Here is a 26,126-nt window from a genome sequence, read left to right on the forward strand (position 1 = left end):
CGACCGGCCGGAAGCGAGACAAGGGAATGCAGCCAGTCGATCAGTTGAAGGGAACGATCGTTCATCTGATATCGGGTGCCGGTGACCGATATTGTGGAAGTTGTCTTTTTGCCGCCACGTTGGTGAGGGCGTTGGAATCGGCCGGTTGCCGCAGCGTGGTTTATCCGTTGTATACACCGGTTCATGGCGATGTCCCCATTCCAAACGTCGGCCCCCTTTTTTTCGGCGGCTTGAACGTCTACTTGCAGCAGCGATTTGCGTTCTTTCGCAAGACGCCACGTTGGTTGGACGCGTGGCTCGATCGCCCCGGACTCCTCTCGCGATTGGCCGGCGCTTCGACGGGGGCTTCGAAAGCGACCGGCGAAATCTTGTTGTCGATGCTGGCGGGAGAAGACGGACGACAGCGCAAAGAATTGGACCGGTTGCTGGCTACGTTGGCGGCAACCGAAAACGCGGCGGTCGTCCATCTGTCGAACGCATTGTTGATCGGGATCGCGAAGTCGGTCCGAGATCGGTTGGGGACGCCGGTCGTATGTAGTGTGACCGGTGAAGACTCGTTCCTTGAATCGCTGCCGTCGGAAATCGCCGATGAAGCGCGAGAACGCATGATGCGGCTCGCTGTGCACCTGGACGCAGTCGTCGCCGCAAGCCCCTATTACGCCGAAAGAATGAGATCTTTTCTAGACATCCCCCGAGAAAAAGTGCACGTCGTTTTGCCCGCGGTCGTCATGCCTGAAGGCGTAGAAGTCCGTGATCGGAAGACGGCTAAAGAGGGGCCTGTTCGCGTCGGTTTTCTGGGAAACATCACGCCGGAAAAGGGTGTGGACTTGGCGGTAGAAGCGTTTTGCCGAGCGGCTTCCGAGCCGGGCGGTCGCGCCCTCGAGTTGGCTGTTGCGGGCAGATTGGATCGCCCCTACCGCCGTTTTTGGGATGAACGGATGCGGCTGGCGGCGTCGAGGGGCATTGCCGGGCGAATCGTCTATCACGGAGAGTTGACCCCGAGGGAGAAGTGGGAGTTTCTAAGCTCGCTCGATCTGATGTTACTTCCCTCGCGGTACGGCGAAAGCAAAGGGACCGTCATGCTCGAAGCCGCTATGTGCGGGGTGCCGAGTCTCGTTCCGCGTCGCGGTGCGTTTTCCGACTGGCTCGACGTATTGAAGTCAGGCTGGCATTATACCGAGGATACACCCGCAGTGATCGCTGACCGGCTGATCGAGGTCGTCTCGAATCGCGAGGCGTTGATGCAGGCGCAACGACAAGTCCGCGAGACGGCCCGGCAAGTATTCACGATCGAACGATTGGGCCGTGACGTGCGGGGGGTGTATGAACGGGTAACGGCACAACGCCGATGACCCCAAGTGCTGCATCGCCCCTTGCCGCATGTGAGGATGCAAGGATCGAATGACGCATTCGGAACGTTTGACGATCAGGATCATCGAAGTCGTGTCGAAGTTGCCTGCCGAGGTTCGTCGGAGGCATGCGCAGTACATTCTGTCGTCGCAGGCAAACGACGGGGGATTTCCCGGGCGACGTGGGGCATCCGACGTGTATTATACGAGCTTCGCAGCAAGAATGCTCACCGTCTTGGATGCGTGGAACGACGACGCGATCGGGCGGGCGGGAGATTATCTCGCACTCGCTTGGGAACGGTTACACACGCTAATCGACTACACATCGTGGTTAACAACCGCGGCATCGCTTCGGATTGCCGGATACCATGGAAGCTTGATCGCCGAGCCGACGGTCGAGCGAACGATTTGCGGGCTCCTGAACGAATTGCGACGAGACGACGGTGGATTCGCCAAGGTGATCGGTAGTGGGTTGTCGAGCACGTATCACACGTACTTAGCCGTCTTGTGCGCCGAATTATTGGGCTTGGAGTTACCGGAACCCGGCCCGCTGACTCGCATGCTTCGGGCGCGACACCAAAGCGACGGTGGATTCTCGGAATTGCCCATGCTGCGATCCAGCGGGACGAATACCACCGCGGCGGCCGTGGGGATCATGGAAGCGGCCGAACTACAGTGGCAGCCGTATGTCGTTCCCGTCACACGATTTCTCTGCGGGATGCAGACCTACGGGGGCGGATGTCTCGCCGCTGCACGCGCGCCGATGCCCGATCTGTTGAGTACATGCACGGCGCTTCTGACGCTGGATCGATTGGACGCACTCGATGCATGTGACATCGAGGCGGCACGGGAGTTCGTGCGACGATTGGAAGTTTCTGACGGAGGCTTTCTGGGGACGGAAGCCGACGAGATGCCCGATGTCGAGTACACGTTTTATGGCCTGGTAGCGTCGGGATTGACCGCTAGTTAGGCGGCGACGCAGCGGAGCTCTGCTGGGCAGGGAGCCGAGAATCGACGAGAACGATGTCGGTGTCGTCTGCCGATAGGACGATGCGGTAATGGAGCACGAACTCCTCGGCGGGCTGCTCGATCAAATCGAGCAACCATTCCTGTCGTTCGAGCATGACAAGATTGTGATCGAGATGAGCCTTTTCTTCCCCGCGGGCATTCTTCAGTTCGTTTTCGAGCCGTCTCTTCATGGTGGCGAGGCTCGGGCGCAATGTTGAGGGATCGATCCGTGACAACATTGTCGGAGGAGGATCGAGCAGCTGGCGGCGAAACGTCAACGATGAACCGCGAAAGCTCATCGTCAGCCGCATCGAGATTCCGGGCGAGACGTTTCCGTGGCGATCTTGGTAACCGATGAGAATCGTCGTCGGATCCTGGAGCGAATGCGGTCCGGCGGGGTCCAGGGTGAGACCTTTGACCGTCTTGGGTGGGAAGAAGACGATTTGAAGTGCGGAGGCATCGGGTGCGGTTTTCAGCGGTATTGTGCCCGCCGAGATTGGACGGCGCAAGTCCAAGCTGATCGGTGGGCCCGGAACCGGCTTGCGAAGTTGGAGGGTGTGAGACCATTCGGTACATTGCAATCGCAAACCACAGTTTGCGAAGTAGGTCGCATCCGATGGAGACACCTCGGGCGACCAGTGCAACGTCAGAGCATGCGAGGCGTATTCCAACCGGCCGACATCGACGACATCCCCGCCGGTCGGTCCGGTAGGGCGAATGAGAATTCTCCACTGGTCGGAAGCCGCACCTTCGAGCGAGAACTCGCGAGCGCCCTTGATTGCAGCCGCACCACCGCACAAGTTCAGCGCGAGATCGGCCGACTGCGGAATCGTGAACCGAGCGAGCACAACAGGGGTATCTCCCCGTTCCGCATCTCCCGGCGACGGGACGGCCAGCTCGATCGCAGCAGGAAGCCCCTCGAACGGATTCTTCGGTTTCGGTGGAGGCTGCGGAGGGCTGGGGGCCGGTTTCTCGCCCGATGGTTTGCTAGAGGTTGCATTTTCCGGTTCATGCGGTGGTTCAGACGCCGATTCCCCTGCCGGGTCGTCAGCGGAAGGCGGCGAGCCGTCCTCGTTCTGCGCCGGTGCAGGTGACGTGTCGGTGCCCGTTTCCTCGGGCTTCGGCGGTTCGCTTTCGGGCGTGTTGTCCTCCGGGGGTGCGGGCTTCGAGGCCGACGGCTTTTCCGGCGTATCCTCGGCATCGGAAGTCGATTGGTCGTTTGTCGGCGAGGTCTTGGAATCGGATCCAGCGGCGTTTCTCGGTTGCCCGCCTTCGTCGTCAAGCGACCATTGCGAGACAATATCCATAACTTGTCGCTCGAAGTCGTCGACCTCTTTTTCGGAACGTGTCGTTGCTTGAGGCGCGGGGGCCGACGAGGGGCGATTCGTCGCGGCGACGTAGGCGACGAGGCCGACGGTCAGCAACACGATAAATCCGACGGTAACAGAGACGACGACGAGCCGGGAACGTAGTGATCTGCCGGTATCGGTCGACGCAAAGTCCGACGCGTCGTGATCATCGGCATTTTCAAGGGCTTCCGGCTTGCTAGCGTTATCTTCGAGTGGTGTTGCCCGCACGAGGCGAACAGGCGGCGGTTCCCATTCTGCCAAGAAATCGACAACTTGGGCGGCCGAAGCCGGACGCTCGTCTGGGGTGATCGCCATCATGCGGCGGCAATATTCGTCCAGATCCGCGGGAGTTTCCGGTCGGTGCTCGCGAACAGACGGTCGGGGAGCCGACTGGTGTTTCAGAATGCGTTCGGCCAGCGTACCGTCGGGAAACGGCGGCTTGCCCGTCAAAGCGAAAAACAGCGTACATCCCAGCGAGTAGATGTCGACACGACCGTCGATGTCGTCGCGACCAAGGGCCAGTTCGGGGGCCATGTAATCGACGGTTCCCAGTACGCCGGCGCTGGAGCGTTTGCCGTTCGATTCGCCTTCGGCGAAACGGGCCATTCCCAGGTCGAGAATCTTGACCGTTCCGTTTTCGGTAACCAAGAGGTTGCTCGGTTTGACGTCGCAATGGATGACGCCTCTCTCATGCGCGTATGCGAGTCCCTCGGCTGCCTGGCACAACAGGTCGACCGCAGTCACGAACGACAACGGACCTTCCTCTTCAACGATCGTCGCGAGATCCTTTCCGGCGACGTATTCCATTACCAGAAAATAGCGTCCGTCGACTTCATCCACGCTGTAGGCGTGAACGATATTGGGGTGATCGAGCGCTGCAATCGTGCGGGCTTCGTCCAAGAACTGTTTCAGCGCTTCCGGATTTCGGTTCAGGCGTGAGGAGACCGATTTCACGGCGACGCGCCGATTCATGGTGACGTGTTCGGCAAGGAAGACGGTGCCCATCCCACCTTCGCCCAACACGCGAATCAGCTTGTACTTGCCGAGATGAAACTGCGTGCGTCCTTGGAGAAGTTGAGCGGCTTGCCACTCGGACAGCAGGCCTTCACGGACAAGACTGCGGGCGATCGCCTGTGGCTTGTCGGCTTCGGCGGCCGCCGCGGCGGCACGGGCGAGTTGTTCGTTGTCGAGAAGCCGACTTTGCTCCAGTCGTTGAAGAAATGTCGCTTTCGACGAAGTCGTGGCCATGGTCAAGCTCGAGCTTGAAAAGGGCCGGCACACACCCCGGCTCCGTGGGCGTTTTTCCGCCCGATCGAAACGATGAGTTCATCGCGGCCGCCGCGATTGAATTCAGCGGTCGATTGCGGCGCCTTTCTGGCGACGAGAAAGGTCGCGGCTCCTTAACCCGTCCCGCTTCTTTAGTGTACCCCTCGCTCCGGTCGGGGGCAAACAACCGTCGCGGCCTGTCCGCTCGGAATGCGGCTTTGTGGTTACGATTCCGCCGTGATTTGGGCGAAACGGCGGTAGACTTCTTCCGGTCCGTCTTCAACCGAAACGTGTATGGAGCGAACAGGGACGTTCTTGGCTTTGTACCAGTCCAGCAGCGGTTGGGTCCGCTGGCGATAAAGGGCCAATTTCTTGGCGACCAGTTCGGGGGTGTCGTCGAGGCGTGTCGCTCGATCTCCCCCCGTGTTTCGCCGCAGTCGTTCCCGTACGGTATCGGCCGAACAGACGAGTTCGACGACGAGGTCCATCGTGACGTGCTTCGCCAACCCTTCTGCCTGACCGACATGACGCGGTAGGCCGTTGAACACGATGGTTGCCTGCTCCGGGCAGGCCCGCTGCGTCAAGAATCGTCGCAGTAATCGCAAAGCCAGCGGAAAATGTTCGTCCTCCAGCAACGCGCCTTCGGTCAACACAAGGCGGACGAAGCCGATGTCTTCCTCGGTAACCCATTCGTCGCCTTTCGGCAGAGCGGCGACCGCACGCAAGTTTGCCCCGAAGTCGAAGTGGACGCACGGCAGCCCATGCAGACCACGTTCTTCCAGGAGGTCGCCCAGCGGTGTCTTTCCGGAACCGGTCGGCCCCAGTAACAGAAGACCGTGCAGCATCATGGATTGTCCGCCCGGTGTCACTTCGTTTCTTCGGCGGCCCATCGGATCGATCGGACGAGCAATTCAGGGTACATCGGATGCTGCCAGGCGAGCTTGTCGTGTCCGAGTTGCAGGTAGACCACGCGGCTTTTTCCGTAGTGTGTCGTCCACGCAATGCTGGGATCGTTTACCGCCGTGTCGGTCTTCAGTAAAAGCTTTACCGTCTCGGCCAGGTAGTAGTTCTTGTACGATTCGTCATGGATCGTGAAGGCTTTGAGGCCGCGAGTGATCGGATGCTCGGGGGCGGCGATCATGACATGCAGGTCTTCGCCGTGTGAATAGGTCGAGGGGCCGTACGTTTTGTCACCTTCCTTCAGGGGTTGGAAAAGGTAGGCGCCGCCGATGATCTTCCGGTACTCGGGCCAGTTTCGGTGTGCGCCCAGGTTGTGGTGGAGGGAAACCAAGCCGATACCGCGTTCGAGCAAGGCGACGAATTGTTCCCTTTGTTTAGGCGTGAACTCGGGAACCATGTCGTATCGCACAATCACATCGAATTGTTTTTCCAAACCCGGGCTCAGGCGATCGGCCTCTTGCGGCAGGACGGCCTTTTCGTAACGAATTTCCGGCAAAGCGTCCCACATGGCGAAGAACTCTTTTTCCTGAAAGCCGTGGCCGCCGACCGTCAACAGGACGCGAATCGGTTCCGCGGCGACGGATGTCTGTGCTCCGGCGTATAAGCAAGCGACGGCCGCGAGTGCGCTGGATATGGCCCTCATCGAGAGCGGGCGGATGAATCGACGGGTATGAACGGGATCACGGAGGGGCGAATTGTATGTTGTCGACATGGTTCATGCTCCAATTTCCGAACGGGGATCGATGGGAAAGCGTCGTCTTGGGATCGTCGAGATCGCCGCGGACGTCCGTCGCGATGTGACGTGGATTGCCGTACGTTCAACAGCGATCGTTCGTTTATGATAACTATGCGGCAGAAAATGTGCACGCGGAGGTGGTGTTGAATCCAACGGAACGGGGGCCCTCATGTCGCAGGTACTGCTGGTCAACATGCCGTTTGCCAATCTGCGGTGGCCCAATTTGGGGATCAGCTTGCTGGCGGCGGCGACGAAAGAACGCGGAATTTCCTGCGAAGTCGCGTACTGGTGCTTTGATTTTGCCGAGCGTATCGGCTTGCCGACCTATCACTGGGTGGCCGATCATTTCGCGTTTGTACTCGGCGGCGAGCGGTTGTTCGCGAAGCACTATTTTGCCGGGCGGTTGCCCGACGACGATGCGTATTTTCGCGAGGTGCTCGCGCCTGCCGATCCCGAATTGACACGAGACGAATTCGCCGAGTTTCTCTCTCTGGAGCGGTATGTTCCCGGTTTCGTCGAATGGTGTGTCGATCAGGTTCCGGCCGAATGCCGCGTGGTGGGATTCGCGGCCACGTTTCAGCAAACGTTGCCTTCGTTGTGCGTTGCCCGTGAGTTGAAACGGCGACGTCCCGAGATCGTGATCGCGTTCGGCGGTGCCGCCTGTGAAGAGGAAATGGGGGTGGAGCTGTTTCGACGGTTTCCCGAAATCGATTTGTTGTTTTTGGGCGAGGCCGACGACACCTTTCCCGAAACGGTCGAAGCCCTATTGCAAGGCGAACCGGTGACCGGCGGACCGGGCGTGCTGAGTCGAGCAACCGAGGGCTATTCGGTCGAGGATTGTCGCGAGCGTGTTTCGGCTGCAACTCTACCGATGGTTGCCGAAAACGTCTGCCGACGGCTCGCGGTCGATCAGTTGGATCGACTTCCGTATCCCGATTTCGACGATTATTTCAAACGTTTTCGGAACAGCCCCTTTCGCGGCGATTTCGAACCGTTGCTGGCGTTTGAAATGTCGCGTGGTTGCTGGTGGGGTGAGAAGCACCACTGCTCATTTTGCGGCTTGAACGGCACGTCGTTGGCGTACCGCAGTAAGTCGGCCGATCGGGTACTCGAAGAATTGGCGCACCTCGTGTCGCGTTACGGAATCGAACGCGGCTTCGCTGCCGACAACATCTTCGATTTTCGATACCGAAAAACCTTGTTACCCAAGCTCAAGTCGGCACCGTTTCGGTTCCGCTTCGTGTGCGAAATGAAAACGAATTTGACGCGAAAGCAGGTGCACGAGTTGTTGGAAGGCAAGCTCGGTGCCGCCCAATTGGGAATCGAGACGTTTTCAACCGACGTGCTGCGCGAGATCGGCAAAGGGGCGACGGCGATTCACAATCTACAGGCTTTGAAATGGTTTTCCGAGGCCGGGATCGAGGTGAAATGGAATATTCTCTACGGTTTTGCTTCGGAGAATGAACGGGTCTATCGCGATTTGGCGGCGTTGATCGAACAGATCGTTCACTTGGCACCGCCGATGGCGGTCGGTCGCGTACGCGTCGATCGGTTTTCCCCCTTTTTCGAAAGACCGGTAGATTTTGGGTTGACCGACATCCGGCCTGCGGAAGCATTTCGGTTCGTGTACCCGTTTTCAGAAGACGTTCTCGCCGGCCTTGCCTACTATTTTCGGGGCCGATACGCCTCGGGCGACGATCCCGCAAATGCGTCGGCACCGCTACTGGCAGCCGTGGCACGGTGGCAAGAAGTCCATCCGATTTCACGATTGGCGGCCGCGGACCAAGCAGACGGCTCAATCGTGATTACGGACACGCGACCTTGTGCCGCGCGATTTCAGTTTCGCTTGAAGGGCGTCGAAGCCGAAATCTACCGCTTTTGCGACACCGGCCGATCGCGGCGGGCCGTCTTGGAGCACATACACTCGCTCGAGGTTCCCGGTCCCGTCTCGTCGTTGGCGCAAAGCATGGACGGACCGGAGCTGGAAAATGTGCTTCGGCAATGGAAAGACGACGCTTTGGTCGCCGAAATCGACGGCCGGATCCTCAGTTTAGCCGTGCGCGTTCCGGAGCAATCGGAACTCTACCAAGCCGCCCATGCCTGATCTCAAGATGGGCCGCATTCACTTCCCGTGGAAAGAGTCCCTGCGCACAAGCACTTCGAGCAGCTGGAAAAGCGGCAGTATGCGGTGAAGGTACCTCCCTCCATCAGGTGGAGTCAAGTTTTCGCAACATCCGGCAGCCCACGGTAACTATCAGGGTGATTTTGGTTCGCGGCGGCGGTGTGTGGGGCACAGCGGGGTGCTCCATCGCAGTCGGAAATAACCACCGAATCCAGGAAAAGGAGGAATAGAGGAAATGCGCAGTTGGGGTCAAAGTACAAGTCGCAGGAAGTTGGTTTTCGCGGTTGCGGGCGTGCTCGCGTTGGCACTCGTGCTTGCAGTCGGAATCACATGGGAGCCGGCCGCAAAGGCCCAATTGCCCGCCCTATTCACCGGAAAGACGCAGGCGGGGGGAAACCATGAATTCGTCCAACAGCTCTCCCAGGCATTTCGTGACGCAGCCGACGAAGTCTTGCCGAGCGTCGTGATGATTCGCACGGCGAAGAAGGTGCACATCACGGGGCCCGACGTCGTTCCGTTTCCGGAGAATCCCTTCGAGGGCACGCCCTTTGAAGACATGTTCCGAGATCGCTTCGGACCGGAGTTCTTCCGGATTCCGCAGGATCGGTCGGGCGTCGTACAAGGATTGGGCTCGGGCGTGATCATCGATGAGTCCGGCGTCATTCTGACCAACTCGCACGTAGTGGACGGAGGCAAGGCCGACGACGTGGTCGTGCGATTGCACGACGGCCGCGAGTTCAAGGCTGTCGACGTGAAGGCCGATCCTAAGACGGACCTTGCAATCGTCAAGATCGAGGGCGCCAAGAACCTCAAAGCTGCCCGATTCGGCGACAGCGACGCTGTGCAAGTTGGAGACTGGGTGTTGGCCCTCGGTCAGCCCTTCGGTTTGGAAGGAACGGTGACCGCCGGAATCATTTCGGCGAAAGGACGCGGGCTGGGAATCACCCAACGAGAAAACTTCATTCAGACCGATGCCGCCATCAACCCCGGTAACAGCGGCGGTCCGCTGGTGAATCTGGATGGTGAGATCATCGGGATCAACACGGCAATTTCAACGAAGACCGGTGGATATGACGGGGTCGGGTTTGCCATTCCGTCGAATCTGGCGAAGTGGGTTGCCGAGAACCTCATCAAGCACGGAAAAGTTCGTCGGGCATACCTGGGGGTTTCCATCCAGTTGATCGACCAGGCCTTGGCCGATGCATTGGGCATCGGCGTGCATGAAGGCGTATTGGTTGCCGAAACACTCGAAGGAACGCCTGCCGAAAAGGCCGGAATCAAGCCGGGCGACGTGATCGTCAAATTCGCCGGGAAACCCGTCCACAGTCCGATCGAGCTTCAAGGGTTGGTGGAAGAGTGTGAGTTCGGTAAGGCCTATCCGGTGGAGATCATCCGCGACAAGAAGCGGATGACGCTGGAGGTAACGCTCGAGGAGCAGCCCGAGGATTACGGCTTGGCCTCGACCTCGCCTCGGCGTCGCGGTAGTCTCCGGATGGACCGCTTCGGGCTCGAAGCCCAGACGCTGACGGAAGAGTTGGCCGAGCAACTGGGCGTCGACGTGACCGAAGGGGCCGTCATCACCTCGGTGAAACCCGGTAGTCCTGCTCAAATGGCCGGCCTGGAAGAAGGGATGGTCGTCGTGGAGGCCAATCGCAAACCGGTGAAAAACGCCGATGACTTGGCCGCGGCGCTCCGTGAAGCGTCGGAAACCGGCCGCCTGCTGTTACGGGTCGTCAGTCGCGAAGGAACCCGATTCGTTGCAATTCGAGTCGACTGAGCGAATACGGCGGTTCGCCGTCGATCGGCCTGACGCTGCGAATCCCCGGTGCCGAAAAGGATTCCGTCGATCCCGTGCGAGGCATTCGGCACCGGGGGCATTTTTTTCTTGGAGCGGCGGGCTTTCTTGTTGTGCGAAACCGATTCTCAGGGACGAATCGGTTCGCCTTTGGGAACGGGCGTGTACGCGCAGTCGGGATCGGTAGCCAGATAGTCGCCGGTCAGGGCAAAGGCTCGGGCCCGACTTCCGCCGCACACATAGCGATACTCGCAGCGCCCGCACCGCCCGTGAAAGCGATCGGGATCGCGTAAAGCACGGAAGACCTCGTGACGCTGATACGTTTCGACGAGGGAATCGTCGGGAAACCGCCCGCACGTCACCGGCAGAAATCCGGCGGGATAGATTTCGCCCACATGGCTGACAAACATGACCCCCTTGCCGTCACCGACTCCCAGCGGGGCGCGACGGTGACCGGGACGGTGCGAAGACTTCGGACCGGCCAGCGGATCTCCGCCCTGTTGCAGGACGAATCGCCGGTAATGAGGGGCTTCGGTGGTTTTCACCGCGAAAGGACTATGGTTCGCATGGTGCCATAGCCTCGCAAAGACTTCTTCGTACTCGTCCGGACGAATTCGCTGTTCTTCGACACCTCGCCCGACGGGCACCAGGAAAAAGACCGACCACATCATGATCCGACGCGACGCAAGCAGTTCGGCGATGGCGTCGACTTGCCGAAAATTGCGGCGGGTAATGGTCGTGTTTACCTGGACGGGCAATTCCAAGGCCGCCGCGGCGTCGAGCATGGCGAGCGTGCGCTCGAAGCTTCCTTCCCAACCGCGAAACGCGTCGTGAGTCGCAGCGTCGGCGCCGTCGAGGCTGATGCCCAATGCCCGCACGCCCACCTGTTTGGCTCGCGCGAAGTTTTCGTAGGTCGCCAACGGTGTCGCCGACGGGGTCAAGGCGACGGTGAGACCTCGGGCTACAGCGTGTCCGATGAGTTCCCAAAGATCGGGACGTTTCAACGGATCGCCGCCGGTAAAGACGAGGTTCGGTGGACGAGGAAACGTGGCCGCTTCGTCGATGAGTGCCAAGCTTTGCTCGTGGGTGAGTTCTCCCGGAGCGGGATCGGATTGGGCCGACGCCCGGCAGTGCTTGCATACCAGGTCGCACGCCTGGGTGACCTCGTAATACAGCATCAGGGGGCTGGTGCCGAAATCGTCGACGGTGTACGGACGGTTTGCAGGGTGTTTCATGGGGCTGTCGTCGGGAATAAAAGCCTCGGTACGGGCTGCTTACAACAGAAATGCGAACATGTCGAGGGGGCGGGCGTCCCGCCGCGTCGAGGGTGAAATCTTGGCGGTACTATTCCGGCGGTGTTTCCCTTTTCTTCGTGCCCGGCCCGCAACCGTAAGAAATCATACGGCCGTGGAGAAAAGAATGGTAGCGCCAACGTGCCGGCATGTGCGAGCCGACCGATCCGACGGCCAACACAACCAAGAGAATCCACACCCGCTGCGGCCAGAATAAAGGTACGACCGCAATCAAGATCAACTTGAGGAGCGTTGCCGCTCCCCTGCCCTGCACGAACCACAACAATCGCGGCCAGGCTTCGAGCACGGCCAAGATGACGCCGCTGGCGATCGTGACGATCAAGAGCCCCCACAAGCGTTCGCGGGCAACGTCAAAAAAGTGACCGCCCAGCAGCATCCCCGCGGCAGCGATGTGGACCGTCCTGGCCGCAATGTTCCACGCACGAGCGTACGGGATGGCCGGAAGCGGCGATTCGATCCGGTCGCTCACTTGTCGTCGGCTCCTCCTTGCCGCAATTCCTGCGCGCGGCGTTCGTTTTCCTCCATCTCCTTGATGGTTACATCGCTTTCGAGCGAAAGGCGAGGATCTTTTTTCGTTTCGCCGGGTGAAGCGGGAATGATCATCTTCAACACGCAGTCGTCGAATTCGATGACGCCTCCCCCCAAGTAACCGTATAACATGACGCGACCGACGCTGGGAGTATACCGCGTATGCCGTGGCGTGAAGTCTTCGGTATGGATGTTCCAGGTGTTCTTGGGGCCCTTCAGGTTCTGTTGACTCCGGTAGCATTCGTGCATCTGCGACAAGTCGCCCGAATGTCCCGAAGACGCTCGCGTGGTGGGGGCGCCGGGCGAGATCGGACGTCCCGCACCCGCCCGCGATGCCTCGTAGATCGACTTGTACTCGCTGGGCATTTCAGCATAGCACTTGATGAAGACCTTAGCTGTCGGACCGTTCGTGCGCCAGCGGCACTGGAATCGGTACGTCGCCCCTTCGACGATCGGGAACGGTTTGCTGTAGTACATGACGCCCGTCGAATTCCCGATACCTTTATCGAAGGTCAACCGAATCACGTGATTCGAGGGATTACCGACTTCCGGTAACCATTGTACCAGCTTGCCCAAAGGCTCCCGGTTTTGGCCGCAACGGTCTTCCCAGCCGATCGGAACGCCGCCTACCGCCCGTTCGAAATCGCCTCCGATCAAAAGGTTCGGGTTTTTCTCCCAGTTTTGCTCGGCCACTTCGTTGACCGGTGGCGGGCCGCCCGGCTCGCGTCCGTAAAGTTTGTCGAGCATCTGCTTGACGTAAAGGTGCGGAATCTCACTGACCGAATTTGTCCGCACGCCGGAAAGTTCGTAGATGACCTTCGGTTCACCGTACACCGAAAAGTCGACGCACTTGATTACCAAGTCGTAGATTTCGCCGTCGGTTCCAGGAGCACGCTCGACACTTCCCCAAATACCGATATCGGCGCCGAACCCCTCGACGACGATCTTGCGCACCTCTTCCAACGGGGTCTCCGGTGTGACGTGGTAGCCGTTGGCGTTACAGAAGTCGCGAACGTCGAGCATCGATTCGGGCAGGACGAAACCGCCCTCGCGGTTGATTTTCGTCCATATCATGTCGCCGACCATCTGGCCGTATCGACCGTTATCGAACTGTGAGACGAAATCGAACGGGATGACGACCTTTTCGCGCGGGGCGGCAACTGCCGACGGCGGCAATCCCGAAAGCATGCCCGCACACAAGGCGAAAAAGAAGACAATGACCCGCGAAACGAATTCACGATCACGCATGCGTGGACGTTTCATCGGCAAGCTCACGAGACGGAAGAAACAGGGATATCCACAATCCGGCCGACGCGGCGAATCATTCATCGCCTGAGGGAGCCGTATCTGCCGTTGGTTGTCCGGCCGTCGTTTCGGTACCGCTCAGGCGGCGGTAGTAGCCTCGAACCAGCTCTTCCCAACCCGGCGGGGCGGGGTCTTGAACGGCGCCGAGGATGTCTTTTTGGATGTCGGCGGGCAGATTGGCCGTCGTATCGCGCTTGACCTCGAATTCACCGGCGACGTACTGCTTTTGGCTTTCGAGGCTTTGCAAAACGATTTCTCGCTTGCGCAGCGCATTTTGGTACCGGCCAGCTTGCAAGTCTCGCTCGATTTCGGCCATCAGATCGATGAGCTGTTCCATGTCGGTGTGATGGTAGTTCATGATCTGCATTTGCGCATCGATGCCCTCGGCCTTGTTGCGCAGTGCGGCTTGCTTTCCGGCCAAGCGTTGCAGTTCTCGGGGTCCGGGAGATCGCGGAGCCGGCCCCTCGAGCCCTTCACCGCCTTGCCCGCTTTCCTTCCCGCCGCCGGTGGCGCCGCCCGTGGGATCTTTGCTATGGTCTTTCACTTGGCCTTCCATGTAGGGATCGGCGGTTAAGCGGCTGGGGGTTTTGCGCCCGCCCTTGCCGACCGCCTCTTCGCTGACGAATTCACCGCTCGATTTGCCGCTGCGCCCTTCGCCGGCGCGCCCGCCGAGTTCACTGGTGTTCGGCAAACGGTTTCCCGTGGCGCCCTTGGCGCTCATGTTCGAGATCGGCCCGTCGGCGACGTCCCAACCGGCGCCTTTATCGAGCGAGTCGGCAGCGCTCGAGGAGACGTCCTCCATTTCGTCGAACAGGTCTTCTTCCTCTTCCAGGAGTTCGCCGATGAGGTCTTCCAACTCGCCAGGCAGTTCGGCCATCGGTGCTTCTTTGCCTTCGTCATTGAGGGCCTCTTCCTGACTCCAGCGTTCTCGATCCGGGGTGTCGGGGAGCCACTTTTCTATGTTGGTCGTGATTTCCTCTGCCATTTCGGCGCCCAATTGCTCCAGCGGAACCGCGATGTCGGCCGATTTTTTGAGTAGTGCATCTTCAGCCATTTTCAGCTCGGTCTGAATTTCGTTCAGTTCTTTGCAAAGCGTCGAATTCGAGAAATCTTGTTCGGGCAGCTTGCTGAGATCACTGTGCGCCTCCTGCATGAATCGCGACCAGTCGTCTTCCTGGGCCGCCAAGGTTTTCAGAAGCTGCTCTTCCTTTTCCGTGAAATCTTCGACCGGCGTCTTGGCGAGTTCTTCCGATGCCTCGATGATCTTCTTTTGCTGTTCGAGGAACTCTTGCATTTTCGCGTGGATTTCTTCGAGTTTGTCGCGAACGTCGTCCGGCAGATCACCCGTCGAACGTCGCTCCATTTCCGAAAGCATTTCGGCCTGGGCTTTCCTGGCTACGTCGAGTAGGCGCCGCAAGATGTCGATGATCTGGTCTTGCGTTTGCGAAAGTTCTTCGGCTTGCGGCCGAAGTCGCGATGCGTCTTTCGTTTTCGTGAGCCGATCGGCCAGATCGACGGCCTGAAGCATTTCGCCCACGGCCAGAGTGTTGAGGATGCGTCGGATGGTGCGTCGCTCTTCGCTGTCGGTATCTTTGATCGTGGCGACCAGATCCGTCGTTTGCTTTTGGATGTCGATTTGACGTGTACGTATTTCGTTCGACAATGCCAAGCCGGCGGTCAAGTCCATGCCGACATCGCTGCCCACCAGGCGTCCTGTGGTTGCGCGGGCGCGAATCTGCTGTTCGAGAATACGGAAGATCGCCGTACGCAAGCTTTCGATCGACGCCAATTGTTCGGCGTCGCGGGTTTCCCGCGAGATCAAGGTGACCGTGTGCCAGGGGCCTTCCGATTCCTGCGGACGTAAATCCAGGCCCCACGAACCGACATCTCGCGTGTCCCAAGCGACGGCGCGAAGCATCACCCTCTGGCCGGGATGGAACTTTTCGGGATCGAGTTCGAGAGTATGATCGGCAAGAACCGTGGTCGTTCCTTCGAATTCGGTCCACACGCGGACTGTACTGGGGATGTCGTCTTCAGACACACTGGGCACCGAGTCGCCCGTCGGGGCATCTTTGACCAACATTTCGAGACGAATTCGACTGATTCCGTAGTCGTCGCGTCCGCGAATTTTGACGGCCAGCGAGTCCCCGGGGGCGGCCGTGCTCGTACGACCGGGTTTCAACAGCTCGACCGACGGCGGATGATCAGGGAGGACCGTAATTCGATTTACGCGCGGCGTGGGATCACTGTAACCGGAAGCCGTTTCGAGATGGATCGTATAGGTTCCGTCGTTGATCATCGGGATGTCGACCAAGAACAGGTTGCCGTTCTCGCGAACCTCTCCGACGATCTTGCCCCGCTCGGCATCGACGTATCCGCGGGCGATAGGCGTCGAGGGGCGGATGCGCAAAGTCGCTTCGGTATACTGCGGTGCCTCGAGATCGGCCGTCTGTTGTCGAAATGTATCGGCGGGCCGTTTCAGATAATTCGGATAGCGATAGGTGACTTCCAAGTCGGCGACCGTCGGCTTTTCGCAGACGGTCAACTGGTAGATTTCGCTTTGTGAGTCACCGACCTCGACTCGATATTCGATCGGTTCCGTAACCGCCGGAATGGTGAACGAATAGACTGTCGACGTCTCGTCGACGGCCATGGGGAACCGCTCCTCCGGTGATTCCTCGCGCCGAATGAACAAAAAGCCCTCGTAGGCTTTCTTGTCGGGATTCTCAATGCGGGCCTCAACCGTGATCGAAGACCCGATCAAGACCTCGGCATTGCCGGGCTTCACGTCGACGATGCGTACTTTTCCCTGGGCGGGCACGAAATGCCACGGTTGCAACAATCGCGAACCGGCCGACCCCCAGCCCGGAACGAGGACGTTGCAGGCCACGGTGATGCCGATCAAGGCGAGCAAGACGCCGGTCCACTCCAGAAGGTCTTGCGCCGTCTGCATGCAATAGACGAATCGCCCCCAACGGGTTTCTCGCTTGGCCGCTTCTTCCAGACGGATATGCCCGATCTGCCCGGCCGCATGATTGACCGCCGCAAGGCAAAAAGCCCTGTTTTCGTTTCTAGTGTCGTCGACGAGCTGGATCAGATTGATCAAGTTGCTTTGAAGTTCGGGAAGTTCGGCCTCGATGCGTCGAGCGGTGGCTTCCAAGCTGCGATGGGAACGCCCGAGACGGCGAAATACCCACACGATCAGAAACAGCACCAACCCGGCCCACACGACGAACATGCCGGCCAACACAGGTTGGGGAAACCGGAAGAAGGCGTCGGCAAGCATGAACACGATAAGCACCGCCAACGCCGCAGAGGCCGCCATGACGCAGGTCGTCAAGAGTGTGTACAGCCACCACTGCTGCCGCGCAGCATCGACCCGACGAATAATGTTTTCCGCCACGGGAGACATCGGCCGTTCCTCCCTGTTCCGCGCAAGAGGAGCCACTCCCCGACTACTCGGGGCCATGTGTATTCTGCGACGAAGGGGCCCGTTGCGTCAAGATTTTTCCTTGCACATCTACCCCTTATCACGGGGGGCGAATAGTTCGTCCATCCGCCGGGCGATTTCTTCGTTGGCTTGGCGGATGAGCGATACGTTCTCGCTATCAAGGTTTTCCTGTTCGTCGAGCAGACCGTACCGCCGCGCGCGATTTCGCTGGTAAGCCCCGCAGAGATGAAAACCGACGCACCCGGGGGTCTCGAAAAGCCGGGACAGAGTTTGAGCGTACCAACGGCCGTCGTTGCGGGTGTATTCGCCCGGATTGGTTTGCCAGTTGATTCGAGCGGCATCGGCCAACAACACGGGTTTACCGGTCTTTTCGTGCCAGTCGGCCAGATGTGAGACGGGGTCACGGAAATCTTGAAAAGAAAGGACGTCGACGTAGGGAATAGCGGACTCGATTATCTCAACCGGCAAGGGGGCATTGGCCTCGTAGCGATCTCCCAGGATGAGGTGATGAGGATCGTAGCGGCGGATGGCGTCGTGTGTCGTTTTGTAATAGTGGGCAGCCAAGTCGCGAAGTTCGCGGCGGCCGCTCTCGGTCTGAAGTAGTTCCGGATCGAAAATCGGGCCTCGCCACGCGTTGGCCGGTCGGTCGTGAACCCAGCACGGACAGTCGCTGTAAAAGTATCCGATCAGATTGGGATCGTTCCGGAATTCGGCACAATGCGCCCTCGCCACGTAGTCGCACCATTCGGTCCAATCGCTGCTTCGGTAATCGTAATGTCGCGTGTGCTTTTCCCATTGGTGCGATTCCGTAAAAGGCAGCATATGACAATAGGGCATTCCGATCGCTTGGTATTCCTGAAGCGTGAAAGATCGGGAATGACGCCATTGTCGGACGGTCACCTCTTGCACCCAACCGACGGTATTGAAGCCCCACGCTTGCAAATTGGGGGCTACCGACTCGCGTAGCCAGCGGAAGATATCGCCCCCGTAGCGATCTTCCCACAGATGGATATTTTCGGGATAACGCAGGGTGGCGGGATCGATGTGATTGAGGCCCAACGAAAAAAACGGTCGTCCGTCCGGGGTGAGGAACCACCAGTGCGTTTTTTGTATTCCGATCGTGAAGAAACCTTCCGGTGAAGGTTGTGTCGTCTTAGTTTTTGTTGCGGCAATCGACGATCGGGATGCCGCCCCTGTCAGCAGTCCAGCCGCAAGGCTGAGAGAGCCCTTCAAGAGATCGCGTCGGTTGTAAGAACGGGGCATTCGGCGGGTTCCAGAATACTGAAAAACCTACAAACATGTGCAAATATCGATTATAGGGACGTTTTGCCCGGAGCGACAACGAAAAGGCAGCGGCTGCGGGAGCCGGCAAGTTCACGACAGCCGAGGGCTCCTTCGGGCGTTGCGCGGGACCCATGGTAAAATGGAACAAACGATGGACGGCCGAGAAACGTTGGTGGTATCATCCACGTGGCACGGTGCACGCCGATATTCGGTAGCGAGCAAGTGCAAATCGCCGAGGAACGACCGTCTGTTATTCTGAAACTTGCGAGGTGATCCTATGCGATGCTGGGTAGTCGTGTTTTCAACGGTCGTGGCCGCCTGGATTGGCATCGCCAGCGTGAGCACGGCACAAGGGAATCGAGCAGGTTCACCTCTCGAGCCGACGTATGCCGACGTTCCGTACGGCCCCCACAAACAGCAGCGCATCGACATCTATGTGGCCGATTCGCCCGATCCGACACCGCTGGTTTTGTTTATTCACGGCGGCGGATTTCGGTCCGGTTCGAAACGCGCGGTGAACCCGAAACCGTTTCTCGACGCCGGAATCTCGCTGGCAGCGATCGAGTATCGATTCGTTCAGGATGCCCCCTTGCCCGCCGCCCATCAAGATTGTTGTCGGGCATTGCAGTTCCTGCGGTATCACGCCCGGAAGTACAACTTCGACAAGACACGCGTCGGAGCGTTCGGCGGTTCGGCAGGGGCTCAGTTGTCGATGTACTTGGCGTTCCACGACGATTTAGCCGATCCCGATGCCGAAGATCCCATTGCCCGCGAATCGACGCGACTTTTGTGCGTGGCCACCACGGGCGGCCAAACTTCGATGGACTTGAATTGGTGGCAGGAGAACATTCCCGGTTACGAGCGTCCGCATCGTGACGTGACGGAGATTTTCGGACCGGTAAGCCGCAAGCGACAGAGAGAGATCGTCGAAGATATTTCGGCTTTGTCGCTTCTCAGTGAAGATGATCCTCCCATTTTCATGACCTATGGAATGAGGCCGAACGATCCGATTCCCGAGGGTAGTCGGGCGCAAGGTTGGAAGGTCCATCACGTGAATTTCGGCATCGCCCTGAAAGAGAAGGCCGATGCCTTGGGCGTCGAGGCCTACTTGCAATATCCGGGGGTGAAGACGAAGTACGCCTCGCAGACCGAATTCTTGATTCGCAAGCTGAAGGGAAATTGACGTTCGGTGTCGCACGGCTCACGTGATGAGTGAGGGGTTTGGATATCGAGGAAAGGCAGAGACGAGGTGTGGTATGCGAATCTTGGGCGATATAGGAGGTTTCGGGGCGACGGAATGTTGCGCCGGGTTTGCGAGGGCAGCAGTCGCTTTGTTGATCGTCTGGGGCGTGTTGGTTTGTGGGAAAACGGGGACGGCAGAGGAACCGCCGGCTATCAACCCGTTTGGGCCTGTCCACCAAGAGCGCGATGATGCCGTGCCGGGATACATCGAGCTGTCGGACGGCACGATTTACTACGGAAAAATTTACATGACGCGCGATAAGCGACTCAAAATTTACGACGAGTCACTGAAGCGGCAGCGGGAGATTCCGTTGAACCGGGTGTCGACAATCGAAGCCCGGGTCGTCAAAGAATGGATGGAAAAGGAGTGGCGATTCAAGGAGTTGGCCTTGAACGAAAAGCAATATACCGGTCGCAGTTATCCTGCTAGAGAGTACGTATACACGATTACGTTGGACGATGGGCGGAAGATCACCGGTCCGCTGGCCGAGTTGATCTATGTCGAGGCTGAAAATATGCGATCCCCGGGAGATCGTGGAGCACGGCTTGAGCCGATTCGCGTCATTTTGCACAAACGCGACAAAGGAGACTTCGGCGACGATTTGAAGTCGCTCGTCTATGTGAAGCAGATTAAACTGGGAGAAGAGGCCTACGAAGAGGGCAAGAAAAAAGCGTCGACTTCGCGACGTGTGTCTCCTCGAGATTGACGCATTTGCGGATTGCGAGGTCGGCTCTTGATTGCGGCGGCTGCCTGCGAAAAGATAAAGACGCCCTTCGATTGGGCCGAAAAGGTCGAGGCGTCGCGCGAGGAAGCTTTCCGAAGCGACGAGCTCGCATCGCGGAACAGAGGCGGAGGTGTCGCTCTTGAGGCAGGGCGCTCTCCCCGTCGACAGTGTAGACCGAACTTCAGCCGTTAGTCGCCGTTTCCGGCTCGGGGGCTGGGGGACGGGCGGCAGCGAACGTCTTTTCTCAAAACAGTAGAGCGCACCGGTGGTCGAAATCTCGCTCGAGAAGGGCTACAGCTTCACGACGATGCTGATCGTCCTGTTTGCGGCGATCTCGCTGGTGTCGCTTTTCTACTACCGGGCTTACCGCGAACTCAAACGCGGGCAGTGGCAGCTGCTGCTGGGGCTGCGCATCGTTGCCATCGTGTTGATCATCTTGTTGTTGTTCAAGCCGGTTTTCAGCTATTACAAAGAGCTAGAGAAGAAGCCTGCGCTGACGATCGCGGTGGATACCTCGCAGTCGATGAGTATCACCGACGATGCGGGTGGGATACCTCGGTTTGAGCAGGTACGAACGCAGGTTCGAAACTGGATCGACCAGCTCGGTGACGATTTTCAGATCGACCTGATCGCCTTCGACGAGCGGGCACGTGTCTTGAATTCTGTGGAGGAACTTCCTCGGCTGAAGCCCGAGGGCAAGGCCACCTCGATTTCGCGGGCTCTCGTGGCGGCGGCTAAAGTGCTTTCGGGCGAGGAGGCCGAAGGCGTCATCTTGCTTTCCGACGGGATTCACAACTCGGCGCGGGATCCGTTGGAATTGGCCCCGCGGATGCCGGTTCCGGTGTATACCGTCGGCGTCGGAGCGAGCCTGAAAAGCAGTGTGTCCTTTCGGGATGTGCAAGTCACGGCGATCGACTGCCCGGAACGGATGATCGTCGACAATAAAGCGAGGATTCGCGCTTCGGTAGAGGGCGTCGGTCTCGCCGGGCGGGTGGTCACCGTCGTATTGACCGGCGACGACGATACCCGGATGCAGCAGGAATTGACGCTTGATGCCCGCGAGGGCCCGCAACAGGTCGAATTCGAGTTCACCCCGCAGCAGAAAGGACGACACGTCTATACGGTCTCGGTACAGGAGATCCCCGAGGAAAAGATCAAGGAAAACAATTCGCGTTCGGCACCGTCGCTGGTGGTCGAGGCGGGGATTCGGGTTTTGTACATCGAGGGGACGTTGCGTGCGGAATACGGGGCCTTGGTCGATCGGTTCCTGGCCAAAGATCCCGACTTGGAATTCTATGCGATGGTCCAGACGCGACCGAACGTCTTCCTGCGCCGAACCAACGTCGAGGATTTGAACTTCGACGGCATTCCCAGCGACGAAGCGACGATCGGTCAATTCGATGTCATCATCATCGGCGATTTGGATGCCAGTTATCTCCAAGAGCCCCAACAGCAAGCGATCATCAAGCACGTGCGCGAAGGGGCCGGCCTGATCATGCTGGGGGGGTATCACAGTCTGGGACCGGGCGGATACGGAGAAACATCTCTGGCGGAAATACTGCCCGTCGAAGTCGGCAGTCGGGATATCGGGCAGGTCGAAGACGTCTTTCTGCCGCAATTGACGCCCGAAGGGACGCATCATCCGATCTTTGCCAACGTCGTCGAATTCTTCCCGACGCAAAACGCCGAGCCGAAGCGTGTCGGGTTGCCTCCGTTGGACGGGTGCACGCGGATCGTGGCGGCGAAGCCCGGGGCGGTCGTCTTGGCGGTTTGTCCTCCTGCCGACAACATGCCCGTCCTCACGGTCATGCCGGTCGACAAGGGACGAACCGCGGTGTTTACGGCCGATACGACCCGCAAATGGCAACAGGGGCCGCGTGCGTTGGATCAAGAGTCTCCGTTTTTGCGGTTTTGGGGCCAGATGGTCCGATGGGCGGCCGGTCGATCCGATGAGGTATCTGCCGAAGCAAGTGTGACCGCCAATACCGATAAGGCCTACTACGAGCCAGACGAAGCCGTTCGGATTTCGGCGGTCGTTCGCAACGCCGAAGGGGAAGGAACCGACAAGGCCAAGGTCTCGGCAGTGATTCGCTATCCCGATGCAGCCGACGAAAAGATCACGCTGACGACTGTTCCGGGACCGGGAGGACACTACACAGCCACATACGAACCCACCGGCAACGGAACGCTGGAGATCGAAGTGACCGCGCTGTTGGGCGATCAAGAATTGAAGGCCGAAAAGATCGTCGTCGAGGTGGGACGCCCCTACCTCGAGTTCGAGAAACTGGATTTGGCCGAAGAGATGCTGGCCCAGATCGCCGGCGAGTCCGGGGGGCGCTACGTGCATATTTCGACAGCCGACCATCTGATCGATCAACTCGATCGCAGCGTTCGCAAAAAGAAAGTCTACGTGGAACGTCCGCTGTTCTGGCCGCCGTTGTTTTGGGCGTTGTTCGTCGTTGTGTTGACGACCGAATGGGTTTTGCGCCGGAGGTTCCAGTTGCGATGAGTCCGCAAACCGGATACCGATATCTGGAACCCTCCGCCCTGGCGCGGGTGAAGAACCTCCAAATGGTCGCCCGCGGTGTGGTCGAGGGGTTCATCAGCGGATTGCACTCCAGCCCCTACAAGGGATTCAGCGTCGAGTTTGCCGAGCACCGGGAATACGTGCCGGGCGACGATCCTCGGCACCTCGACTACAAGATGCTTGCCCGCACCGAACGTCTCTACATCAAGCAATATGAAGAAGAGACGAACATGCGGGTGCAGGTGCTCTTGGATGTCAGCGGGTCGATGGGGTACCGCTACGAGACGAAGATCACGAAGCTGGAATACGCGTGCTACTTGACGGCAATCTTGGCGTATATGATGACGCGTCAGCAAGATTCCGTAGGGTTGACGACCTTCGACGATTCCGTCCGGTTGGATATGCCGGCCCGAAGCTCGCCGCGTCATTTCAATGAGATGATGCGCGAAATGGAGAAGATCGAGGCGGCCAACGAAACGAATGTGGCCGAGGTCTTGCATAAACTGGCGAATCGGTTCAAGCGGCGTTGTTTGATCGTGCTCATCAGTGATCTTTACGACGATCCCGATGCCGTGATGCGGGCGCTGCACCATTTCCGTCACCGACGGCACGAGGTAATCGTTTTTCACGTGTTCGACCAGGCAGAATTGGAGTTTCCCTTCAAAGACGTCACTGTCTTCGAAGACCTCGAGACACACGAGCGGATTCAGGTCGATCCGGCCTACGTGCGCGACGTGTACAAAGAACAAATCGACGAGTTCGTCGGTGCCTATCGGCGCGGTTGTGCAGAAAGCGGCATCGACTACGTACTGACCGATACCGCCGTTCCCTACGATTTCATGTTGTCACAATACTTGGCCAAGCGAAACCGGCTATGATATTCGGTGCAGCGGCATTCCTATTGGCGACGCTTGCAGGCATCATTCCCGTGATCCTGCACATGATCAATCGGCAGAAGGCCAAGGAGCTGCCGTTTCCGACGCTGCGCTTCTTGAAAATCAGCGTCCAAAAGACCCGTCGTCGCCGCCAAATCCATGATGTGTTGCTGATGCTCTTGCGGATGGCCGTGCTCATCTTGATCGCAATCGGACTGGCCAAGCCGACGGTGACCAAGCTGCGCTCGCTCTTGGGGGGAACGAACACGGCTGTGGCGATCATTGTCGATAACTCGGCCAGCATGGCTTGGGAAGACCAAGGCGGCGTGCGATTCGAATTGGCCGTTTCGGCCGCCGAACAAATTCTCGATGAACTGGCGGACGGCGACCAAGTGGCGTTGTGGCTGACCAGCGGCGTTCGATATCCCGAGATGGGGAAATTCTATCGTTCGCAGGACAAAGTGCGTCAAATACTTGCGCAGGCATTGCAGGCGGGTGTGACCTATGAAGGGGGAGATGTCGGGGCATTGCTCGAAGAGGCACGCCGGCAGCTGGTCGAAACCGACGCCGTCAACAAGCAGGTTTTCGTGATTACCGACAATCAGGCGGTCGCGTGGGAAACGCTGAAAGAAGGCGAAAACCGCACTCAAAACGAAGATGACGAAGCGGCCGATCCCGAAGAACGAAAACGGGCTGCCGAAGCTGCGGAAATTCCCGTGATCGTCGTTGATTGTAATCGCGCGCCGAAGCCGAACGTCGCTTTGGCCGACGTCGAGATCAAGACGACGATTCCCGTCGCCGGCGTGCCGATGAAGGCGGTTGTGCAGCTTCGCAATGCCTCGGGGGTCGAGCAAACCCGGGTGGTCGAATTGTACCTCAACGGTGAGAAGATTGCCGCCGATGTCGAAGTCAAAGTGCCTCCCTCGGAATCGGCCGTGGCGGAAATCGTCTTTGCTCCTTCGCGAGGTGGATTGCAGGAAGGCGAGGTCCGGCTCGCCGGTAAGGATGGTTGTCCGGCGGACGACAGACTGTTCTTCACCGTCGAGGTCGATCCGGCCGTGCCCGTGGGGATCGTCGTGACCGAGCGTCATGAGATTCCCTACTTGGATGACAGTTTCTATCTCGAACGCGCGCTCAAACCGATCAACAAACCGAATTGGGCGATTCGCACGACCGTTTTGACCGTTGATGAATTGGCTACCGAGCCCTTGGTGAATTACAAGGTGTTGTATCTAGTGAACGTACCGGCGCTGTCTCCCGAGACGGCTGCGCGTGTCGCGTCGTTTGTGGAACAAGGGGGAGCCGTCTTTTGGATCATGGGCGATGAGGTCGATCCCGATGCCTACAACGACATGAACGAACAGGCCGGACGCCGACTATTGCCGGCGGAACTCAAGCCGGTGCGAATGCCCGAATTGGGCGGCGAACGCGACAGTTGGTCGGTCGCGTGGTTGAACCAAGAGCACCCGGCCCTTGGATATCTCATCGATCCGCCGTCGTTATACCAATCGGTATTGGTCTACAAATACGTGCCCTGTGACACCGAGGAATACGCCGACACGATGATTCTTGCGCGACTCGACGGAGACGGCGATCCGGTTCTGCTCCAGCGGCGAGTCGCGCGCGGAAACGTCACACTGTTGGCGACCAGCGCCCACGTGGGGTGGACGAATTTGCCGCTGCGACCCATCTTCGTGCCGCTCACGGCTCGGCTGACCTTCGATTTGGCGGGGGTGGCACCGGCACAGCATCAATCAATCGCGGGCACACCTTTGGTCGTGCAGTTGGAAGGCGCCATGTCGGCAGGCGGTATCGAGGTCTTGCCGCCTTCCGGCGCCGTGATTCGTCCAGAATTGGGGACGGAAGACGGGCTCCCACGCGAGTTTCGATTCGAAGATACACACGACGTGGGAATCTACCGTTTCCGATTCGTAGGCGCCGGACAGGGAACGCAAGTGGCCTACGCCGTAAATGCCGATCCCGACGAATCGGATCCGGCGAAGCTACCGCGGGAAGAACTGGAAAAACGCTTGGGCAAGACCCCGGTAGTGTTTGCCGAGAATCCCGAAAACATGGCAGCTACCTTCGAAATGTTGCGCAAAGGACGCAGTCTTGCCGAGTTGTTCCTGGCTGCCGTCTTGATCGGATTGGTGTTCGAAACCTTTGTCTCGAACTGGTTCAGTCCTAAAGAGAAGGACGAACAGGCTCGCTACATTCCCGGACGTCCCCGAGCACATCCTTCCCCTTCTACTGCGGGATGACTCGCACGCGCGAAGAAGCCGAGCGGAGCG

Annotated in this window: 17 protein-coding genes; 9 read left to right on the forward strand and 8 right to left on the reverse strand. The window is 58.8% G+C overall.

The window, feature by feature from the left end; all coding sequences use genetic code 11:
- Window positions 1-26: 26 nt before the first annotated feature.
- Both ACYQ2I_RS09055 and ACYQ2I_RS09060 read left to right on the forward strand, forming a co-directional pair.
- Complete coding sequence (locus ACYQ2I_RS09055; RefSeq protein ID WP_460166687.1) at window positions 27-1,352, forward strand: glycosyltransferase family 4 protein; 1,326 nt, start codon at window positions 27-29, stop codon at window positions 1,350-1,352.
- A 49-nt stretch (window positions 1,353-1,401) separates the two neighbouring features.
- The gene (locus ACYQ2I_RS09060) at window positions 1,402-2,319 is read left to right on the forward strand and encodes a prenyltransferase/squalene oxidase repeat-containing protein (RefSeq protein ID WP_460166688.1); all 918 of its coding nucleotides are present in this window, start codon (window positions 1,402-1,404) and stop codon (window positions 2,317-2,319) included.
- Here the strand turns inward: ACYQ2I_RS09060 and ACYQ2I_RS09065 are convergent.
- From ACYQ2I_RS09065 to ACYQ2I_RS09075, 3 genes are all read right to left on the reverse strand, one after another.
- Entirely contained in the window at window positions 2,312-4,954 is a 2,643-nt protein-coding gene (locus ACYQ2I_RS09065) for a serine/threonine-protein kinase (protein ID WP_460166689.1), read from the reverse strand. The two genes, ACYQ2I_RS09060 and ACYQ2I_RS09065, sit on opposite strands and share 8 nt — an antisense overlap.
- 242 nt (window positions 4,955-5,196) lie before the next feature.
- A complete protein-coding gene (locus ACYQ2I_RS09070; protein WP_460166690.1) occupies window positions 5,197-5,820 on the reverse strand; it encodes a nucleoside monophosphate kinase in 624 nt (207 codons plus the stop codon).
- 17 nt (window positions 5,821-5,837) lie between these two features.
- Entirely contained in the window at window positions 5,838-6,644 is an 807-nt protein-coding gene (locus ACYQ2I_RS09075) for a ThuA domain-containing protein (protein ID WP_460166691.1), read from the reverse strand.
- Window positions 6,645-6,837: 193 nt separating this feature from the next.
- On the opposite strand from ACYQ2I_RS09075, the gene ACYQ2I_RS09080 reads away from it, so the two are divergent.
- Complete coding sequence (locus ACYQ2I_RS09080; protein WP_460166692.1) at window positions 6,838-8,772, forward strand: RiPP maturation radical SAM C-methyltransferase; 1,935 nt, start codon at window positions 6,838-6,840, stop codon at window positions 8,770-8,772.
- A 253-nt stretch (window positions 8,773-9,025) separates the two neighbouring features.
- The gene (locus tag ACYQ2I_RS09085; protein WP_460166693.1) at window positions 9,026-10,567 is read left to right on the forward strand and encodes a DegQ family serine endoprotease; all 1,542 of its coding nucleotides are present in this window, start codon (window positions 9,026-9,028) and stop codon (window positions 10,565-10,567) included.
- Between the two features lie 146 nt (window positions 10,568-10,713).
- Here the strand turns inward: ACYQ2I_RS09085 and ACYQ2I_RS09090 are convergent, their stop codons facing one another.
- The 5 genes from ACYQ2I_RS09090 to ACYQ2I_RS09110 all read right to left on the reverse strand — a co-directional run bounded on the left by ACYQ2I_RS09090 (window position 10,714) and on the right by ACYQ2I_RS09110 (window position 18,445).
- Entirely contained in the window at window positions 10,714-11,820 is a 1,107-nt protein-coding gene (locus ACYQ2I_RS09090) for a TIGR04053 family radical SAM/SPASM domain-containing protein (protein ID WP_460166694.1), read from the reverse strand.
- Between the two features lie 109 nt (window positions 11,821-11,929).
- Window positions 11,930-12,367 (reverse strand): hypothetical protein, encoded by a 438-nt coding sequence (locus tag ACYQ2I_RS09095; protein WP_460166695.1) that lies wholly within the window; start codon window positions 12,365-12,367, stop codon window positions 11,930-11,932.
- Window positions 12,364-13,689 carry a hypothetical protein gene (locus tag ACYQ2I_RS09100; protein ID WP_460166696.1) on the reverse strand — a complete coding sequence of 442 codons (1,326 nt, stop codon included), beginning with the start codon at window positions 13,687-13,689 and terminating at the stop codon, window positions 12,364-12,366. Before ACYQ2I_RS09100 ends, ACYQ2I_RS09095 begins: the two co-directional genes overlap by 4 nt.
- 58 nt (window positions 13,690-13,747) lie before the next feature.
- The gene (locus ACYQ2I_RS09105; RefSeq protein WP_460166697.1) at window positions 13,748-17,143 is read right to left on the reverse strand and encodes a hypothetical protein; all 3,396 of its coding nucleotides are present in this window, start codon (window positions 17,141-17,143) and stop codon (window positions 13,748-13,750) included.
- A gap of 108 nt (window positions 17,144-17,251) precedes the next feature.
- Window positions 17,252-18,445 (reverse strand): agarase, encoded by a 1,194-nt coding sequence (locus tag ACYQ2I_RS09110; protein WP_460166698.1) that lies wholly within the window; start codon window positions 18,443-18,445, stop codon window positions 17,252-17,254.
- 298 nt (window positions 18,446-18,743) lie between these two features.
- On the opposite strand from ACYQ2I_RS09110, the gene ACYQ2I_RS09115 reads away from it, so the two are divergent.
- From ACYQ2I_RS09115 to ACYQ2I_RS09135, 5 genes are all read left to right on the forward strand, one after another.
- A complete protein-coding gene (locus ACYQ2I_RS09115) occupies window positions 18,744-19,649 on the forward strand; it encodes an alpha/beta hydrolase fold domain-containing protein (RefSeq protein WP_460166699.1) in 906 nt (301 codons plus the stop codon).
- 73 nt (window positions 19,650-19,722) lie between these two features.
- A complete protein-coding gene (locus ACYQ2I_RS09120) occupies window positions 19,723-20,415 on the forward strand; it encodes a hypothetical protein (protein WP_460166700.1) in 693 nt (230 codons plus the stop codon).
- A gap of 283 nt (window positions 20,416-20,698) precedes the next feature.
- On the forward strand, window positions 20,699-22,942 hold the full coding sequence (locus ACYQ2I_RS09125) for a glutamine amidotransferase (RefSeq protein ID WP_460166701.1): 2,244 nt from the start codon (window positions 20,699-20,701) through the stop codon (window positions 22,940-22,942).
- Window positions 22,939-23,838, forward strand: coding sequence for a DUF58 domain-containing protein (locus ACYQ2I_RS09130; protein ID WP_460166702.1), 900 nt, complete (start codon window positions 22,939-22,941; stop codon window positions 23,836-23,838). The genes ACYQ2I_RS09125 and ACYQ2I_RS09130 overlap by 4 nt, the downstream gene beginning before the upstream one ends.
- Entirely contained in the window at window positions 23,835-26,096 is a 2,262-nt protein-coding gene (locus tag ACYQ2I_RS09135) for a BatA domain-containing protein (RefSeq protein WP_460166703.1), read from the forward strand. Before ACYQ2I_RS09130 ends, ACYQ2I_RS09135 begins: the two co-directional genes overlap by 4 nt.
- Window positions 26,097-26,126: the final 30 nt, after the last annotated feature.

It is taken from the genome of Thermostilla marina (genome assembly GCF_054657455.1).

Coding starts and splice junctions, on each gene's coding strand:
- ACYQ2I_RS09105 (WP_460166697.1), bottom strand. CDS start 17,143: ATGTCTCCCGTGGCGGAAAACATTATTCGTCGGGTCGATGCTGCGCGG.
- ACYQ2I_RS09120 (WP_460166700.1), top strand. CDS start 19,723: ATGCGAATCTTGGGCGATATAGGAGGTTTCGGGGCGACGGAATGTTGC.
- ACYQ2I_RS09110 (WP_460166698.1), bottom strand. CDS start 18,445: ATGCCCCGTTCTTACAACCGACGCGATCTCTTGAAGGGCTCTCTCAGC.
- ACYQ2I_RS09100 (WP_460166696.1), bottom strand. CDS start 13,689: ATGAAACGTCCACGCATGCGTGATCGTGAATTCGTTTCGCGGGTCATT.
- ACYQ2I_RS09070 (WP_460166690.1), bottom strand. CDS start 5,820: ATGATGCTGCACGGTCTTCTGTTACTGGGGCCGACCGGTTCCGGAAAG.
- ACYQ2I_RS09135 (WP_460166703.1), top strand. CDS start 23,835: ATGATATTCGGTGCAGCGGCATTCCTATTGGCGACGCTTGCAGGCATC.
- ACYQ2I_RS09115 (WP_460166699.1), top strand. CDS start 18,744: ATGCGATGCTGGGTAGTCGTGTTTTCAACGGTCGTGGCCGCCTGGATT.
- ACYQ2I_RS09075 (WP_460166691.1), bottom strand. CDS start 6,644: ATGTCGACAACATACAATTCGCCCCTCCGTGATCCCGTTCATACCCGT.
- ACYQ2I_RS09085 (WP_460166693.1), top strand. CDS start 9,026: ATGCGCAGTTGGGGTCAAAGTACAAGTCGCAGGAAGTTGGTTTTCGCG.
- ACYQ2I_RS09065 (WP_460166689.1), bottom strand. CDS start 4,954: ATGGCCACGACTTCGTCGAAAGCGACATTTCTTCAACGACTGGAGCAA.
- ACYQ2I_RS09090 (WP_460166694.1), bottom strand. CDS start 11,820: ATGAAACACCCTGCAAACCGTCCGTACACCGTCGACGATTTCGGCACC.
- ACYQ2I_RS09055 (WP_460166687.1), top strand. CDS start 27: ATGCAGCCAGTCGATCAGTTGAAGGGAACGATCGTTCATCTGATATCG.
- ACYQ2I_RS09080 (WP_460166692.1), top strand. CDS start 6,838: ATGTCGCAGGTACTGCTGGTCAACATGCCGTTTGCCAATCTGCGGTGG.
- ACYQ2I_RS09130 (WP_460166702.1), top strand. CDS start 22,939: ATGAGTCCGCAAACCGGATACCGATATCTGGAACCCTCCGCCCTGGCG.
- ACYQ2I_RS09060 (WP_460166688.1), top strand. CDS start 1,402: ATGACGCATTCGGAACGTTTGACGATCAGGATCATCGAAGTCGTGTCG.